Source organism: Chitinophaga rupis, from assembly GCF_900109685.1.
Taxonomy (GTDB): Bacteria; Bacteroidota; Bacteroidia; order Chitinophagales; family Chitinophagaceae; genus Chitinophaga; species Chitinophaga rupis.
Window position 1 is genome coordinate 652,861 of sequence record NZ_FOBB01000002.1, and the last position, 16,251, is coordinate 669,111.

13 protein-coding genes are annotated in these 16,251 nt (G+C 46.8%); 3 read left to right on the forward strand and 10 right to left on the reverse strand.

Going from position 1 to position 16,251, the window contains the following annotated elements:
• Positions 1-7: 7 nt before the first annotated feature.
• Positions 8-877 carry a fimbrial biogenesis chaperone gene (locus BMZ54_RS09720; RefSeq protein ID WP_143080951.1) on the reverse strand — a complete coding sequence of 290 codons (870 nt, stop codon included), beginning with the start codon at positions 875-877 and terminating at the stop codon, positions 8-10.
• Between the two features lie 87 nt (positions 878-964).
• On the reverse strand, positions 965-1,480 hold the full coding sequence (locus BMZ54_RS09725; protein ID WP_089909882.1) for a DUF4402 domain-containing protein: 516 nt from the start codon (positions 1,478-1,480) through the stop codon (positions 965-967).
• Between the two features lie 306 nt (positions 1,481-1,786).
• Here BMZ54_RS09725 and BMZ54_RS09730 point away from each other — a divergent pair, with 306 nt between their 5' ends.
• Positions 1,787-2,734, forward strand: a complete 948-nt coding sequence (locus BMZ54_RS09730) for an SDR family NAD(P)-dependent oxidoreductase (protein ID WP_089909885.1) — start codon at positions 1,787-1,789, stop codon at positions 2,732-2,734.
• Positions 2,735-2,841: 107 nt separating this feature from the next.
• Here BMZ54_RS09730 and BMZ54_RS09735 read toward each other — a convergent pair whose 3' ends face one another.
• From BMZ54_RS09735 to BMZ54_RS09755, 5 genes are all read right to left on the reverse strand, one after another.
• Positions 2,842-4,245 (reverse strand): hypothetical protein, encoded by a 1,404-nt coding sequence (locus BMZ54_RS09735; RefSeq protein WP_089909888.1) that lies wholly within the window; start codon positions 4,243-4,245, stop codon positions 2,842-2,844.
• Between the two features lie 309 nt (positions 4,246-4,554).
• Entirely contained in the window at positions 4,555-4,815 is a 261-nt protein-coding gene (locus BMZ54_RS09740; protein WP_089909892.1) for a DUF6520 family protein, read from the reverse strand.
• Between the two features lie 85 nt (positions 4,816-4,900).
• Positions 4,901-5,956 carry a hypothetical protein gene (locus BMZ54_RS09745; RefSeq protein WP_089909895.1) on the reverse strand — a complete coding sequence of 352 codons (1,056 nt, stop codon included), beginning with the start codon at positions 5,954-5,956 and terminating at the stop codon, positions 4,901-4,903.
• Positions 5,957-5,966: 10 nt separating this feature from the next.
• Positions 5,967-6,413, reverse strand: a complete 447-nt coding sequence (locus tag BMZ54_RS09750; RefSeq protein ID WP_089909898.1) for a MauE/DoxX family redox-associated membrane protein — start codon at positions 6,411-6,413, stop codon at positions 5,967-5,969.
• Positions 6,414-6,672: 259 nt separating this feature from the next.
• On the reverse strand, positions 6,673-7,821 hold the full coding sequence (locus BMZ54_RS09755; protein ID WP_202909197.1) for an alginate lyase family protein: 1,149 nt from the start codon (positions 7,819-7,821) through the stop codon (positions 6,673-6,675).
• A 332-nt stretch (positions 7,822-8,153) separates the two neighbouring features.
• Here BMZ54_RS09755 and BMZ54_RS09760 point away from each other — a divergent pair, with 332 nt between their 5' ends.
• Both BMZ54_RS09760 and BMZ54_RS09765 read left to right on the forward strand, forming a co-directional pair.
• On the forward strand, positions 8,154-9,347 hold the full coding sequence (locus tag BMZ54_RS09760) for a serine hydrolase domain-containing protein (protein WP_089909903.1): 1,194 nt from the start codon (positions 8,154-8,156) through the stop codon (positions 9,345-9,347).
• 146 nt (positions 9,348-9,493) lie between these two features.
• Positions 9,494-9,886, forward strand: a complete 393-nt coding sequence (locus tag BMZ54_RS09765) for a hypothetical protein (RefSeq protein ID WP_143080952.1) — start codon at positions 9,494-9,496, stop codon at positions 9,884-9,886.
• Positions 9,887-10,008: 122 nt separating this feature from the next.
• Here the strand turns inward: BMZ54_RS09765 and BMZ54_RS09770 are convergent, their stop codons facing one another.
• The 3 genes from BMZ54_RS09770 to BMZ54_RS09785 all read right to left on the reverse strand — a co-directional run bounded on the left by BMZ54_RS09770 (position 10,009) and on the right by BMZ54_RS09785 (position 15,959).
• Complete coding sequence (locus BMZ54_RS09770; protein WP_089909909.1) at positions 10,009-11,307, reverse strand: HlyD family secretion protein; 1,299 nt, start codon at positions 11,305-11,307, stop codon at positions 10,009-10,011.
• Between the two features lie 15 nt (positions 11,308-11,322).
• The gene (locus tag BMZ54_RS09775; RefSeq protein WP_089909912.1) at positions 11,323-13,722 is read right to left on the reverse strand and encodes a peptidase domain-containing ABC transporter; all 2,400 of its coding nucleotides are present in this window, start codon (positions 13,720-13,722) and stop codon (positions 11,323-11,325) included.
• A gap of 632 nt (positions 13,723-14,354) precedes the next feature.
• The gene (locus tag BMZ54_RS09785) at positions 14,355-15,959 is read right to left on the reverse strand and encodes a vitamin K epoxide reductase family protein (protein WP_089909918.1); all 1,605 of its coding nucleotides are present in this window, start codon (positions 15,957-15,959) and stop codon (positions 14,355-14,357) included.
• Between the last annotated feature and the right edge of the window lie 292 nt (positions 15,960-16,251).

The following is a 16,251-nucleotide window of genomic DNA, read 5'->3' on the forward strand; positions in this document are numbered from 1 at the left end:
GCGGCCGTTATTTCAATATCAGCGCTGCCTGCGCCAATGTAGTCATGGCGCCATCATCTGTTGTTGTTCCATATACCACTACCAGCTTGCCGCTGTGATAGTTAATACCGGGCTTTGCGTCCAGCTGCACCTGCATATGCCGCAAGCGGGTAGGTGTATAAACAGCCATGCCTCTTACATTAGCCACCCGGGTGGTTTTCCCCCTGGAAGAAATATGATCTACCGTAATGTCCCCATACACGGAGGTATTACCGCTGCGGTTAAATACCATCTGCAGCTTTGTCCCGCCGCCATCAGTAACCAGGTTGAGGTCTGAAAGGCTGACGGCGCCTGTTTTCGGGCCATAGCGGATAATAACGGGAATGGATATACCAAATACCGGCGTTAGCCTGACAGATATACCTTCACCTTCCTTAGCGGATGCCGGCTCATCTTCCCCCAGGGCCTTTTCATTTGGCTCTGCCCGCAGGTAAATATGCGAGCGGTATTCACCGGAATCCAGCTGGCTGGTATTTATCAGCTGCAGCTTCACTACCTGGGCCTCATTGGGGGGTAATACCACGCTGCGTGGGAAAAAGCGGACAAAGCTGCTGGCGAAATGCTGCCCGGAATCCGGTTCGCTGATCTTTTCAAAAGTGCCGTCTTCGTTCATCCTGATCTCAATGAAGGACACCAGATACCGGGCTGTATCTTTCCCGGTATTGGCAATGTTCAGCTCCTGCAATCCTTTTTTACCGTCAAAGACCACCCGCATAGGTGTTACCAGCAGGTTGCCCTGTGCAAGTGTTTGGGTGTTTATAAAAAGCAGCCCACCTGCGAACGCAATAACCAGCATGAGAGAAGGAGAGGGGAAATAACGTTTCAGTGTACGTAGCATTCTCTTATATGTTCATAATACGGAAATGGATCCGGCCGTATGTACGGCGGACCATTGCCAGAATAGGATATGGAGCTTAATAAAGGATCAGTTATAGTTAACCGTTACATTAAAAGGCGTACCGGACACATAGGTGCCTGCGGGCTGTGCTGCGCTAACATTCAGGGTGGCGCCTACATTCAGCGTCTCTGTGCCGCCGGTTAAGGTGCCGTTTGTGCCTGCAGGATCGCTTGTGAAATTGGTAACGGTCATTGTATTTGAACCGCTCGTAATGGTAAGGGCTGAAGAGGGTAAGGTGACATTGTAAGTGTAGCCAGATACCCCTGTTACGGTGAAAGATGCAGCGGTTACCGTTCCGTTATCAACGGGCAGTGATACACCGCCGGTGGCTGAACGCACACCTGCAGGGGTTAATACAACCGTTCCGCCGGTGGTGGATTGTACTGATACAATCCCGAAGTTCATGTCAACGTCCTTGGTAATGGCAATGGGCGTTACAATAGTTGCTGTTGCAGTAGCGCTTGCTGTTTCCTGGGCTTTGGTGCTGATCCCGAGGCTCATGAGCCCTAATGTAAGTGTGTAAAAAATAGTCGTACTTTTCATAGTTTGAATTTTAATTTCAAGGAAGGATGTACATAGATGTACAGTTGTTCTCCGTTCAGTGTAGTTTAATTAGTGTTATGAATGTATTCGGTGATAATGATCTGTCTGGTTTTCTTAATCAGGTATATGTTATAGGTGTATTATTAAACATATACGGAATAATATTGGGGATGGTTTTATTATACAACGAAAGTTTCCAAAACCGGGCAACCAGCTGCCGGTTATCTTAAGCATAATCATTGATTGATCCGCATAACTTTTGAAAAAAGCGCTGCCTAATTTTATACTGCTAATTTTATTATTGATATGAGAACAGTACAACAGCCCATCCATTCCGGATGGAACGCAGCAAGCACTGCCGCGGAAATAGCTGCCGGACATGACCTGACAGGAAAGGTTGCTTTGGTGACCGGCGGAAATTCCGGTATTGGTTATGAAACCGTGAAAACCCTGGCCGCTGCAGGTGCGCAGGTGATAGTAGGTGCCAGGGATGCGGGCAAGTGGGAACACCGGCCTGCTGAGCTTAAGCAGGCAGTCTTTATTCCCCTTGACCTGGCTGATCCTGCTTCTGTGGATGCTTTTGCAGCACGCTTCCTGTCGGAATATAACAGCCTGTATTTACTCTTTAATAATGCAGGGATCTTCCGGCCGCCACAATTCCTGAAAGACAAACGGGGGTATGAGATCCAGTTTGGCGTAAACCACCTTGGCCACTTTCAGCTAAGCGGGCGCTTATGGCCGGCCTTAAAAAATGCGGGTGGGGCGCGGGTAATAGCGATATCATCCGTAGGCCACCGGCGCATGGGCGTGCAGCTGGATGACCTGAACTTTGAAAAACAGGGTTATGACAAGATGAAGGCCTATGGGCAGTCTAAAACCGCTAACTCACTTTTTGCAGTAGAGCTGGACCGCAGAGGGCAGGAGCATGGTGTAAGGGCATTTGCCGTGCACCCGGGAGCCATCCGCACAGACATCTTCCGTTATATGAGCGGGGAAGAGGTGCAAGCCTTTGAGCAGCAGATCACACGCTTTAAAACCCTTCAGGAGGGCGCCGCCACCGCTATATGGTGTGCGCTGAGCGATCAGCTGAATGGCATGGGGGGCGTTTATTGCGAGGATTGCGACCTTGCGGAGCTTTTGCCCGACGATTCTCAGTCCACCGGTCACGGGGTTCGTTCCTTTGCCGTTGATCCGGATAAAGCAGCTGCGTTATGGCAGTTCAGCGAAACAGTTACTGGGGTCCGGTGGCCCTGATGCCTCTACATTTGAATTGTTGATGCAACATTGAGCAGTATTTTAAACAAAGAAGCTGACCCGGAAAGGCCAGCTTCTTTAATAGCTGATTGTTGCGCAGCTTTTCTTTAATGCCAGAACCGGCTGCGGGTATTATGCCGCCTGAATTTCTGTACTGTTTCGGCATTGCTCCTGAGTAGTTTGTTCTGCTCGGAAGGTTTTGCAGCTTCAAATGCAAGCACTGATTTAAAGGCCATTACCATATCATAATCCATTGCCACCTGGCCTGAATCAAAAGGAACATTGCCATAATCATCCCTGAACCATAAATTCCATTTATCGCTGCCCGGAGTATAAACCAGCAGCTTATTACCGGGAGGGAAGGGACCAGGCAGCAGGAATGATTTAAAGGTATCCTGTGCAGGACTATGGCAGCTCATGCAGGATGATAAAGGCAGGTTGGTATACTTTTTACCGGTGCTGACATCATACGCTTCCTGGGCAACAGCGCCATCATTCGGGCCGCTTAACCGGCCACCCCAGCCCAGTGTTTCTTTACTGTACGCCGGCGCCAGGGGGTTAATAACTGTTTCACTCAATTTAGGATAGGGCGGCGCCAGCGGGCTGTTTACCCCGGGATCATTGCCCCACATGGCTCCCAGCGGAACCATTTTTTCCCAGGTTGATCCTTTATGGTCTTTATCATATACGAAAGTGGAATATACCCAGCCTGTTTTAGGAGCTGCTTTGCTATCCTTCACAATTACATCCATCTGGAAAAAGCTCACCTTTCGCATCTGGTAGCCTGTTGCAGGATCCGCCGATGTTGGAATGGTATCATAAACGCTGAAGGTTTGTGCATTTTCCATTACCGGCCATTGCGGATAATTAATGTTTGAAAAGGCCAGCTTTACAATAACGCTGCCTTCTGTGAATTGTGTAGCATCATTCAGCAGGTTCACGCTCTGGCCTGTTTTACCCCAGATCTGCCCTACCGTATATGCTGCTGTGGAATCATACAGTACCAGCACATATCCTGATTCATCTTCCTTTAATGTCTTAAACATATTGGCCGGGTTGCCATTGCCCAGGTAAGTGCCCAGGATGGCCTCTCTTTGTGTGCCCAGCCAGGGCTCATTAAACCAGCCATATTTAGCGGATGTCCATGTGCTGTTGTTGGTGAAAAATGGTAATAAGCGCGGGGCAACATAACTTTTCAATGAATCCATGTAAGCAAATACATTCCATTCGGAAATAGGTTTTCCCTTTAATGCCTGTTGCCAGGGAGGATTAACAACAGGAGTAACGGATGCCGGATAATCATGGCTGAGCTCAAATAGCGGATCAGCATACTGCTGTTTGGATGGTACAGAATCACGGTGATTCAAAAAAGCGCTGTCCAGCACAATAGGATCCGGGCCGGTGCTTGTTGCTGGTTCTTTGGGTTTGCTGTTACTGGCGCAGTTGTAGGCAAGTATGCCCATGACAAACAGGGCAAATAAAGCGCCTGTGACACTGGATTTTTTTTTCATTGCGTGGTGATTTGGTTTTAACATTAGGGTGTATGGAAAAGGTTATTTGAGTATGGGGGATTTACAAGGTACCGGTCTGCATTCTCTGAACACGTAATATAACTACACGTAGTATAAATATATGGTAAAGAAATAAATCTACAATATTTAAAATGAATAAAAATGCTCGCTTACAATGGATTAGGGTGTAAGCAATGAAATGGGCTAGCGCTGGAAGTGTTTGCTATAAGTGCGTATGGAGGTGCTTTCGCAGAGGAGGGAAAGAGGGAGAAGCCTTACCGTTGCAAGGCTTCTCATACATTTTAGTGATCAGGGTTGTGAGAGTACGGTGCTGCTGCAGGTGCCGTTGGACTCCAGCTGTAAAAGCTGGACTGTAGATCCTGATATAGTAACCCTGCAGGTGTTGAAACCGCCTGCACAGTTTTGCCTGTATACACAGGGAGCGCCCTGGCTGGGAACCTGTTGCTGGTTCGTATATCCATCTCCCCCGGATCTGCCGGCTGTGGCAAAAGCGCCGGCAATGGCAAGTGCAAATGCAGTTACTGACAGTCCAATTTTTTTAAAGTTCATGACAGTGAAATTTTGAAACTCAGATACGTGCCTACTATTTTCTACAGGTTTTCGGCTTTGCCTGTTCTATTGCAATAGAATGATGTTAATCTGCTTTAATGGAATATGCATTCAATGTTTGATCATACAGCGCAAACAGCTTGCGGTCTTTTACAATAAAATCTGACATGCGCTCCTTTCCTTTAAATGGAATGTATACTGTGTGGAGATAGGTTCCTTTATCCAAGGCATACACGTCGATGATCTCCTGTTGCTGCCTGGCCTGCCTGTCTTCATTGTCAGCCAGCAGGGTAGAAAGCACATAGATCCTGTTGCCTGCAATTCTGGCCCTGCTATTCACATAGGCAGGCGGCGCTGAGAACTTACTATCGCCGGTAGACATATTAGCTACCTGGATCTTAGCCGTGGTATTGGTATCCAGGGTATGCGCAGTATAGATCACCTGCAGGTTGGTATCCAGCGTTACAAATTCATTCCGGTAGTGGTAGAGGTATACCAGCTTTCCGGTTTGCTTATCATAGTCCAGCGTTCCATCTGTGCAAAAAATACCATCCACCTGCTTTGTAATGATGTGCTGACCTAAGGTTACATAAGGCGGATCTGTGCTTATTTTTGCAAGTATGTTTTGCCGGTTGCCTGAAGGATCTATATGAATGCTGCGCGATATAAAAGAAGTAGCGGACACGTTTTGCAGCAGATTAAAAAAGCAGCTTTGCGGCAGGAAACGGCTCATATGCAGGTCATCCAGCTTGCCCCGGTAAAGGGTAGGGGTGTTGCCTTCTGCCATATACACGGCAGGAGAATCTACCATGATCCGCGCCAGTTTCCATGCATAACGTTCTGCCGGGGAAATTTTAAGTGTGAGCTGCTGCGTATCCTTTAACTGCTGATCTACTGCCAGCAGATGCAGCGAGGCGGAATAGTTGCCCAGGTAAATATGCTCACCGGCATACCCTGCAATATAGTAGGCCGGATATTTTAGTTCCAGCGAGTTTTCCAGCACAGCTATCTGCGGCTGCAGCTTACGGTTAAAACCATTCTTCTGATCGTTAGGCTTATCTGCAAAGGCATACAGGATAAGCACAAGGGCAAGGCAAGCCGCTACACAGAGTATGGCAAACCGGAAGGGTTGCTGCATCATTGGTTATGGGTTAAGCGTGAACAAGTTTGTTTTGGCGGGGAGGATCTGTAGGCTGTTTCGTGTGCAGCCACATACCAAGCAGCGCCAGCAATACAAAACCGATATTAAAGTACAGGTGCTGCTTCCAGGTCATGCGGGAAATAACGCCTCCGCATGAACAGGGGATCCTTTCCGATAAGGTTACCAGCACAATAATGTAGGTGGTGAAAAGCACCATCATGGCAAAAGATGCGTAGAGTCCCTGGCGCCGGTAACGTGGAATAACCAGTAACATGGCGATAATGATTTCAGCAAGGGGAACTACTATTGCCAGCACAGGCGCAAACCGCGTAAGGAGCGGCGATTGCCCTATGACGGCCCGGAAATTTTCATAATCAAGGAGCTTGCTAACGGCTGTATACACGAATAATAAGATGAATAAGAGACAGATCGTCTCCAGTACTGTTTTTCTTAACATGGAACGTGGGTTTACAAGGTTATAATGCAATCTCAGGGCGCTGGGGCCTGCAAATAAACATAACTAAGATCTGGAATAATTTCGGCGGTTTACCGGGTTCACACGGGTATCGTTGGCTATTCTGTAACCTAATTTACAAAGATATTTTGAATATAGGATTATTCCTGTCAGAAACATTCAACATCATTTGCGGATGGATGTTTATATCCGCCACATCACAGCATTGGACTGTAATGCAGCGGATACAGCATGGCTACTATTATTGTACCGGATCCAGTGTACAGGTCAGCGTTCCATAACCCAGCTGATCAAACCCACCGCTGGTGCCACCATAATTTCCGCCACCGCCTTCCGGCCTTATTTTTTCCGCAAACAGCTTACTGTAGGGGGCTGCCAAACCTTTACGTTTTACATAATGATTATACACCAGCTCCCAGATAGGGCGTACCGAACCCCGGGATGCTTCACTAATAATTGTCTGATTAACACCTAAACAATTGGTGTAAGCAACATAAGGCACAGAATCGCCAAGATTGTATTTGGCTACATATTCAGCCCCTTTCAGAAAACGGTTATCATCATAACCATACAGGTCATTGCCCTGGTTCCAGGCCATTTCACAGAAAGCGCCCATTAAGCCGATGCCCAGTGTGTTATGACCCTGATCGCGGCCGCTTTCCTGCCATTGGCCAAGTCCACCGGGATGGATATACCATACTGCGTTCATAATACAACCGTTGCCGGCCCCGTGTTTGAAATAGGCAACCGCCTCATTATAAAGGTCCCGGTTATCGCAAAGCACACCTATGGCTAATATGGAGTTCATTACACACAAGTCCCAGTTAGCATAGAAGTGGCTCATGCATTTTTCCCTTCTGCTAAGAAAGCTGTGATTGAGCGGGTAAAAAATGTTTAACATCATTTGCTGAAAGCGTTTGAAATCTGCTGCCTGCCATCCCTGGTAGCTGCGCATGATCTCTGCTGCATTGGCAAACTGGTATCCGTATAAGCCGGCTGCCAGGTTCACATCATTATTTCCACCTAAGGCTGTTAGCTTGGCTGACCATGCGTTCATAATGGCGATGGACTTATCGGCATAAGCTTTGTCGCCGGAGACCTTCCACCTTAAAGCAGTAGCATAGGCAGCTGCAACGTCATTATACAACTGGCCGTAATTTTCAGCATGCACTCCATCGCTGCCCCTGTAAACAACTTCGGAGGGTGTAGGCTGCCAGTTAAGCGATGCATGTGCATTAACGGTTAGCTTGTTCCAGCCGGAGAGCCAGGGCTGAGCGCCAGCATTTACTTTGGCCTTCATACGGTCGAAATCTGTTTGCTTGTGCAGCAAACCCGGATGTACAAAGGCAGTGTCATGATCGTTTAATGCCAGTTTTTCTGTTGAGGACATGTTTCCGTCTTTCTTACAGGCGCTTGTAAATGAAATTAAAAGCACACAGGCCAGTGTGTGTAGGTTTTTGATGTTCATAGGTGCTTCGACAGTTTTGATTAGATAAGTATATGGTACGGTGAAGATACAAGATAAGTTGCCTGTTTAATAAAATATTTGTTCCGGCAGCCTACAAAACTGCGCTTATACGTACACCCCCTGTTCATAATCGAACGATCCCGCTATGGGAAAAATATAATAATGCTTTGAAATAAAGCAACTTACATCCCTGGCATAGCGTTTGACCCGGGCTAACGGCCATTCCTATACGCCATAAAAAATATTTATTACGCATGAGAAGGATCTTAATTCACCTGTTGTTGCTGGCATGTTATGTTACACAGGCAAAGGCGCAGTCGGCCTATGATTCGGTGGACCTAGCCGTCAAAAAATTTATGGACGATATGAACGTCCCGGGCTTTGCGGCCGGCATTGTAAAGAACGGGAAATTAAGCTGGTCCAAAGGTTACGGCCAGGCTGATATTGCCCATAACAAAGCCATGAGCATAGACGGGATCATGAACATTGGCTCCGTATCCAAAACATTTACAACAACGGCGGCTATGCAGCTTTGGGAAAAAGGGCTCATTGACCTGGATGCCGATGTAAACACCTACCTGGATTTTAAGATCCGCAATCCAAAGTACCCGGATAAACCGATCACCGTTTTCCAGATCTTAACACATACCTCCTCTATCGTTGACGGCAAAGCCTATTCAGAAAGCTATGCCTGCGGGGATCCTGGCCTGTCACTGAACGACTGGATCCGTGGTGCCCTGACACCCGGCGGAATGTTCTATAATGACGGCAATAGCTTTGGCGACTGGGCGCCGGGCAATAAACGCACGTATTCAAATGTTGCTTTCGGATTACTTGGGCTGATCGTTGAAAAAATGGCTAAACAGCCCTTTAACTTATATTGCAGGGAGCATATTTTTCAGCCCCTGGGCATGAAAAATACTGGTTGGATGTTAAGCGAGGTGGATACAGGCAATTATATCAGGCCCTATGCCTACATCACGGAAGAGAACAGAAAAGAATATATGACCTATGCCCGGCTGTTCCCCAATGAGACTGAGTTTAAGGTGGGCACCTTTATCCCGGTGTGTTTATATAGCTTTCCCAATTACTCTGACGGGCTTGTGAGAACCAGCGTGCGGGAATTATCCTATTACCTGGCTGCGCTCCTGAATGGCGGTGAGCTAAACGGCAAACGGATTCTGAAGCAGGCTACTATTGAAAAAATGTTTAGCCCGCAGCTTAAGGATTACACTGCGCAGGGTTTAACCTGGCGTACCTCTGAATTTGAAACGCCGTATGGTAAGGTGAAGCTATGGGGACATTCCGGGCTGGATCCCGGTATTCAAACTTTCCTGTTCTTCAATCCTGCAAATAAGACGGGGGTGATCACTTTCCAGAATAATCCTGCTGATGGGATACAAAGTATTGTTGGAAAATTATACGGGGCTGCAGCGGGTAAAGAATAAACAGAACAAGGGGAGGGGGTAAGATCCTATTGCTTACGCAGAAAGGATCTATTTAACATTAGCAAGTCTTTAGCAGTGATAGCAATGTTAAAAAAAGTTATATTCGTCAGGATATTTTTAACCCTCACCCTAAAGATCTATTATCTATGAGAAAGTTGTTCCCTGTTTTACTCATGTCAGGCCTTTTGTTTTCTTTATCCAGCTTTGCTCCGGTACGTTCCGGCGCACCTGTGATCATGAAGCATGCGCGCGTGTACACCTTCCCGATCACCGGTACTACTGATGGCACGCCCGGAGCGGGCCAGCCGGCAGGTACTATCGCCTATACGGTAAACGGTAGTGGAACTACGCCAACCAGCATCACGTTCTCTACGCTGAGCGGCACATCGCTGGGCACTTATGGTTTTACCCAGAGCTCTCCCAATAATTATCTGGCTACGGGTATGAAAACGCAAACCTCTATTTCAGGTACGTATTTTCATATCAGTGGCGCCTGTGGTTCCGCCGGGTATTGCATGGAGTTCATTGGCGCATTGTAATCTTTCGTTTATACTTTTTAATGTCAGGCAGCTTCGCTTATGCCGAAGATGCCTGGCATTTTTTTTAGCCGGAAGCGTCAGGGGCGATGGCATACCACAGACAGAGAAGATCTGACCATAAATCAGCGGCGTAAAATATCGCTCAATTGCCCTGCAAACCTGTTCAGCAGGCGCCGGTCATCTGTAATGACCTCTCCCTGCGCCAGCAGGTTATTGCGGAAAAGAATGGTTTTATTATAACTGGTTCTTAACCCCTGGGGCAGATCAACTTTAATAAGGAAGCTGTCCTTTACACCAGGGATAGCAGGGATATAATTGACGATCCCCCTTAAATAGCCAAATTCATTACTGGGATAGCTGGCTACCCTGATCAGCACTTTTTGCCCGGCCTTTATTTTTCCCAGGCCGTTCTGGGAAACGGTCAGCTGCCCGTAATACTGGCTGGTGGCAGGTTGTATATAGAATAGCTCCTGCCCGTTTGTGATCAATTCGTTTTCCTGCAAAAAGGAAACAAATAATACTTTCCCATCTTCTGTAGCGGTAATGGCATATTGCCGCAGCCAGTCCTGGATCTTGCTTTTCATGCCCAATAATGCAGCGCGGAATTTTTGCTGCTGATCCGTGATGTATTTCTGCAGGTCAAGCAGCTCTTTATTTTTATTATGTACCGATATTTCATTGTTGATCAGCTGCGCCGACATTTGTTCCAGGCTTTGTTCCTTGCCGATCACTTTACTTTTCTGCTGGTTTAATTCAAGGGGCGCAATAACCCTGTCTTTTGCCAGCAGCTCATTCACTTTGTACTCATTCTGCTGTAGCGTATAGTCCTGTTGTAACAGCGCCTGCTGCTGCCGGGCATTGGCCTGTATAGCGGTGAGGTAAGACACATCTTCCTGCAGGGCGCGTTTCTTTTGTTTATAATATCCATGGGAAAGAATGTGCATGGTTTCCTGCAAGGTGGTCTGGAAGTCCTGGTAAGATGTTTGTAATTCACCCAGCTCATTGAACAGGGGGACAGGTTTTATCAGGAGTATTTCCAGGTTGTCTTTAATAATAAAAGGTTCCACCTGTTTGATCCAGGATTGCAGGGAAAGCACCTGCTCATAGGAGGCGGTGCTTTGCAGAAAGGCAAGCGGCTGCCCTTGTGTAACCGGCTGTTCGTTTGTTACCAGCAGCTTTTGCAATTTTCCTTCTGTTCTGGCTACCAGCAGGCTGGGGGCATTGGTGGCTACTAATTTCACCGTGCCTTTTGCAACGTCCGGGTATTTCACCAGCCAGGTGAGCGCCAGTAATACAAACATAACCAGGAAGAAGGCAGTGTTCCCTTTTCGTATGATCCAGTGCGGGCGGTAGCTGATCAATTCCTGTACTTCAGGACTTACTACTTCGGGCGATTGATTTTGTAAGGCAGTAGTGTGCATGATAGATCGTATTTGTCAGGCTCCTAATTCCAGCTGATTTTTTACCAGGGTAAAATATTCTCCTTTCAGCGCCACCAGCTCCCGGTGTGTACCCTTTTCCGTTATCATCCCGTTCTTCAGCACTACAATATGGTCGGCATGTGTTACGGTGCTTAAACGATGCGCTACCACCACCACTGTTTTGCCCTGTAAAAAAGCGGCCAGGTTGCGGATGATCATGCTTTCATTATTGGCGTCGAGGCTATTGGTGGCTTCATCCAGGAAAATAAAATCAGGATTGCGGTATACGGCCCTTGCAATCAGTATACGCTGTTTTTGGCCCATGCTTATACCAATACCTTCTGACCCGATCCTGGTATTAAAGCCCAGGGGAAGGCTTTCTATAAATCCCTGGATGTTGGCAATGGTAGCGGCATAACGCAGCCGGTCCATATCCGGCTGGCCTGCGCCTACCGCAATGTTGCTGGCAATGGTATCAGAGAAAATAAAGCTTTCCTGCATAACGGTGCTGCAATGGCTGCGCCATGTTTTATGGCTGATCATTGAAAGGGAGGTATTATTTAACCGGATCTCTCCTTGCTGAGGGGTATAGAATTTCAGCAATAATTTCAGCAAAGTAGTTTTGCCGCTTCCGCTAACGCCTACAATAGCAGTGGTTTTGCCTTCCGGAATAGTAAGATCAATATTTTTTAGAACAGGATCATTACCTGCGCCCGGGTAAGTAAAGGAAACATTCTGAAAAACAATACCTTTTTCCAGGCTTGTTTCCATTGGGGTAACCGGGAATATTAAAGGCAGGTCATCCGGGAAGTCGGTGGACAGCAGGTTTTCCCCATTTTCTTCCAGGTTGTAAGGAGGAATGGTGAACACATCTTTTCCACCTACGAGCTGTTTTTTAAATGCAAGGGGTAATTCTTTCAGCAGCTGTTTATGCGCAGGCTCCTCTTCTTCCAGGGTATGGATCTCGTTTAAACGGTCAACGCTGATCTTTGCATTCTGCCAGCTTTGCACAAAGCCTATCATTTGCTCAATAGGGCTGTTTAGCTGGCCAATAATGTATTGTACTGCCAGCATGGCCCCTAATGTCATTTGCCCGTTTATTACTGCCATGGCAGATAAAAACGTGATCAGGATATTTTTCCCCTCATTGATCAGGAAAGCGCCGGATTGCTGCCACTGGTTTAAGGCAAGCCCTTTCATATTCAGCCGGAACAACCGGGCTTGCAAACGCTCCCAGCCCCAGCGCATGGGCTTTTCAACGCCGTTCAATTTAATTTCCTGCATGCCCTGCACCAGCTGGATAGTAAGGCTTTGCTCTTTGGATGCAATATCAAAGCGTTTATAATCCAGTATTTTCCTTCTCTTTAAAAAAAGGAGCACCCAGGAAGAATATAGCACTACCGCAATAATAAACACGGAAAAAATATGTGCATTGTACACCGCCAGCACTATGGAAAAAATGACCAGGTTAAGCAATGAGAACAATACATTGATGGAGGAACCGGTGAGGAAGGATTCTATTCTTTGATAGTCCTCCATTCTTTGCATAATATCCCCTGTTTTTTTACTGTCAAAAAAAGGGATCGGAAGCTTCATGAGCTTAATGAGAAAATCAGTGAGAATGGAAATATTGATCCGGCTGCTGATGTACAGCAAGATCCAGCTACGTACAAAATCCACGGAGAGCCTGCCAATAACCAGGGTTAGCTGCGCCAGCAATACCAGGTAAATAAAATGCATGTTGGACGTATTTACACCAACATCCACCACACTTTGCGTGAGAAAAGGTAAGATCAGCTGCAGCATACTGGCTATCCCCAAACCCAGCAGCAGCTGCAGCACCAGCTTTTTGTAGGGGAACAGGTAGCTGAAAATGTTTTTAAACCCTGACCGTTCCTCCATTTCTGCTCCTGCAGTGAAGTGGCCATCCTGGTGTTCATAAAATTGAGGGGTAGGCTCTAATAATAAGGCAATGCCTTCGTCATTGTTCCCCTGTTTTTCAGTTAGCCAATGGGTTTTAAATTCTTCGGGGGTATAGGTGATCAGGCCTTTTGCAGGATCTGCAATTGAGATCTGTGTTGCCTGCCTGGCACGGAGCCAGGGCAGCAGCCTGTTTTTCAGGGATACCGGGGAGGGGATTAACACTACGAAATGGTTTTGGTCCCAGTAAAGGATGGCAGGGCGTAACGCTTCATTGAGCAGCAGGGTGCTGGAAAGTTTTACGGCCTGTGTTCTGAACCCGATACTTTCTGCCGCTTCGCTGATGCCTAATAAATTAACGCCTTCTTTCCCGATGCCTGTTTTTTCTCTTAATGACTGGAGGGTGAAGGTACGCTTGTAGTATTTGCAGATCATCATCAGGCAGGTGGGGCCACAATCCATCAGATCATATTGCCTTATGAAGGGGAACGACATATGTATTTGTTTAAACTTATTGTGCAACCACTATAGTGATGTGAGAACATCACTATAGTGGAATGGGGGTTACTGTTCTGCCGGTAAACATTTTGCTCCTGTGCCTCCGCATCCTCCTATGGCACCTCTGGCACAGTTCCCTAAATCACCGTGGCAGATATATATGGTACCATTGCCACATAAGCAGGTTAATCCGGTTCCACCTGCAACCTTTTTCTGCTGCTCCTTCGTGAGCATTTTAGCGCCCAAATTTTCAAATCGTTTCATTTTTTTGAATTTAGAAAAGATTAAATGCTTTGGTTTTATACAGGTACAAAGCCCAATCACCTTTTAGCTGAGGTTATTGCCCTGCTTATGGTTCGGCAGCATAACAAAGCGCGCCGGAGCCTCCGCATGCTCCGACTGCGCCTCCAAGGCATCCCGCTAAACTGCCACGGCATATATATGCCGTGCCATTCCCGCATGCGCAGGTTACCGTGGCTCCACCGGCAATTTTTTTCTGTTGCTCCCTGGTGAGCGTTTTAGCGCCTAAATTTTCAAGTCGTTTCATGTTTAAAATTTAGAAAGGGTTAAATGCTTTGGTTTTATACAGGTACAAAGCGGAATTACCTTTTGGCTGGCCAGCCGGGATACTACACGGTTTGCAGTATAGTTGCTGCCTGTGTAATATTTTCTGATAGGGGAGGTATCAATTTTTTCAGGTCTGTAAGATTATAATGTTTCGGCAGCGCATAACCCTGCAGGAATATAGCAGGGGTAGCCACAATGGCATTAATTCCGCACCAGGCGGCATGCTGCGCTAATAGCACATCCGCCTGCGGCGATGGCGATGCCGGATATTTTTTTGCAAAGGTTTCGTAGTCCATATGTGCAAACCAGTCATCCAGTAATGTCCGGGCAAGCATGCTTTTTTCAGGGGCATTTAAGCGTTCTGCTTTTTCCAGCCAGTACTGTAAAATGTACCGGGCTGCAACGGTCCTTGCATCTGAGGGCTCATCTGCATCAGCCAGAAACCGTATTGTAATACCAACAACATCTCCATATGCTGAAAGGATCTCATTTAGCTGCTGATGCGCCTTTGCACAGGGTGCGCAATAGGGATTACAGGCCACCATTACTTGCAGGGGGGCAAAAGGATCTCCCAATTGAAGGTCATGATCAAATGCAGTTGTATCTACCTGTATTCCCTTTTCCAATACCGCTAAGAACACTTCCGGGTCTCTTTTAAAGCGCATAAGGGGCAGGCTTTTATCCTGTGTTTCATTCAGCTTCACTAAGACCGGTTTTATGAAAAGCAGCCATGCGGCAGACAGGAAAAGAAATACGAACATAACAGTTAAAAGCACATTCGCTGAAGGCAGCTGCCACCTTGTTTGTACAAGCACCGGTGTCAGTAGTAAAGCCTGTATCCACAGCACAGCAACGGTTAGCAAACAAAGCGTGCACCATTTTTTTACCTGTTGCCATTGGTAATAGATGGAGAACAGTGTGAAGGGAATAGGCGCAAGCGTAATAAAGGGAACGGCTTTTACCATGCCGGTGGTGAAAAATGTTTGCAGGAACCATAGCGCCGTGAAATAAATAATCCCGGTATCGGCCCAGCTCAGACGGTTAAAAAGGCGGGAGGCCCCGGAGTGCATAACGGCGTCACAGTCTGTTTTGCTGCCTGCGCTGCACAGCTGCTCCGTAACGCTGTTACTGTAACCCAGCTCTTTTTGAACGATCAGGATAGCAATGCCAATACCACTTAAAGTGCTGAGTGAAAAAAGGGACCAGGAATATAGAAAAGGATGCAGGAACGGTAATAAAGAAATAAGTACAAAGCCTGCCGCAAACGCAGTTTTCAGGCGCTGATCTGCTTTCTCTTTTTTTAACTGCTGTGCATTTTCTTTATCGTTGGGTGGTGCTGCGTTTTCCGCCACTACTATTATCCCATCCCATGATTGCAAAAAATCCGGATGCGCTTTTGCATGCTGCTGTAAATTCCGGATCAGCACAAATTCACCGTTATTGGCAGATACGAAAGCAAGCACCGGCTCCTGTACTTCTCCGATCTTATCTTTACCGATCACCAAGGCACCGTTCTCTATTCCCAGACCGGTTAACGTATCTGTAATGCTTAACAGGGAAGGGTATTCAGGGTGGGTGGCAATCTTTTCCTTCAGGTATTTTTCTGACACGGGAATATGTAACAATCTTAGCCAGTTATAGACTGTATTTTCTAAAGCAGGGCCCATAGTAAGATTTAATAACAGGAAGTTATAGATACTTTGCTGATGGGGGAAAGGCCATTTAGCAGCTGCATTGTTCCGGCAATAGCTGCAGCCAAACGGCTGTTTTTTGCTTTAGCCCGGAGCAATATCCGCTACCGGGTTCCCGTTTTTCTTAGTATATTTATTCATAGGACAAGATATTATAGTTGCCTATGAATTGATAAAATTTAGTATCTGTCAAAATACCGCAAGCAGTACGTTTTATATTCAGGTGCCTTTATTCTTTTAAATAACCATTAACAGGTAGCTTCTTCAA

What these genes read in the sequence shown, in the direction of transcription:
- BMZ54_RS09720 (WP_143080951.1), bottom strand. Translation starts at nt 877, where the DNA reads ATGCTACGTACACTGAAACGTTATTTCCCCTCTCCTTCTCTCATGCTG.
- BMZ54_RS09725 (WP_089909882.1), bottom strand. Translation starts at nt 1,480, where the DNA reads ATGAAAAGTACGACTATTTTTTACACACTTACATTAGGGCTCATGAGC.
- BMZ54_RS09730 (WP_089909885.1), top strand. Translation starts at nt 1,787, where the DNA reads ATGAGAACAGTACAACAGCCCATCCATTCCGGATGGAACGCAGCAAGC.
- BMZ54_RS09735 (WP_089909888.1), bottom strand. Translation starts at nt 4,245, where the DNA reads ATGAAAAAAAAATCCAGTGTCACAGGCGCTTTATTTGCCCTGTTTGTC.
- BMZ54_RS09740 (WP_089909892.1), bottom strand. Translation starts at nt 4,815, where the DNA reads ATGAACTTTAAAAAAATTGGACTGTCAGTAACTGCATTTGCACTTGCC.
- BMZ54_RS09745 (WP_089909895.1), bottom strand. Translation starts at nt 5,956, where the DNA reads ATGATGCAGCAACCCTTCCGGTTTGCCATACTCTGTGTAGCGGCTTGC.
- BMZ54_RS09750 (WP_089909898.1), bottom strand. Translation starts at nt 6,413, where the DNA reads ATGTTAAGAAAAACAGTACTGGAGACGATCTGTCTCTTATTCATCTTA.
- BMZ54_RS09755 (WP_202909197.1), bottom strand. Translation starts at nt 7,821, where the DNA reads ATGTCCTCAACAGAAAAACTGGCATTAAACGATCATGACACTGCCTTT.
- BMZ54_RS09760 (WP_089909903.1), top strand. Translation starts at nt 8,154, where the DNA reads ATGAGAAGGATCTTAATTCACCTGTTGTTGCTGGCATGTTATGTTACA.
- BMZ54_RS09765 (WP_143080952.1), top strand. Translation starts at nt 9,494, where the DNA reads ATGAGAAAGTTGTTCCCTGTTTTACTCATGTCAGGCCTTTTGTTTTCT.
- BMZ54_RS09770 (WP_089909909.1), bottom strand. Translation starts at nt 11,307, where the DNA reads ATGCACACTACTGCCTTACAAAATCAATCGCCCGAAGTAGTAAGTCCT.
- BMZ54_RS09775 (WP_089909912.1), bottom strand. Translation starts at nt 13,722, where the DNA reads ATGTCGTTCCCCTTCATAAGGCAATATGATCTGATGGATTGTGGCCCC.
- BMZ54_RS09785 (WP_089909918.1), bottom strand. Translation starts at nt 15,959, where the DNA reads ATGGGCCCTGCTTTAGAAAATACAGTCTATAACTGGCTAAGATTGTTA.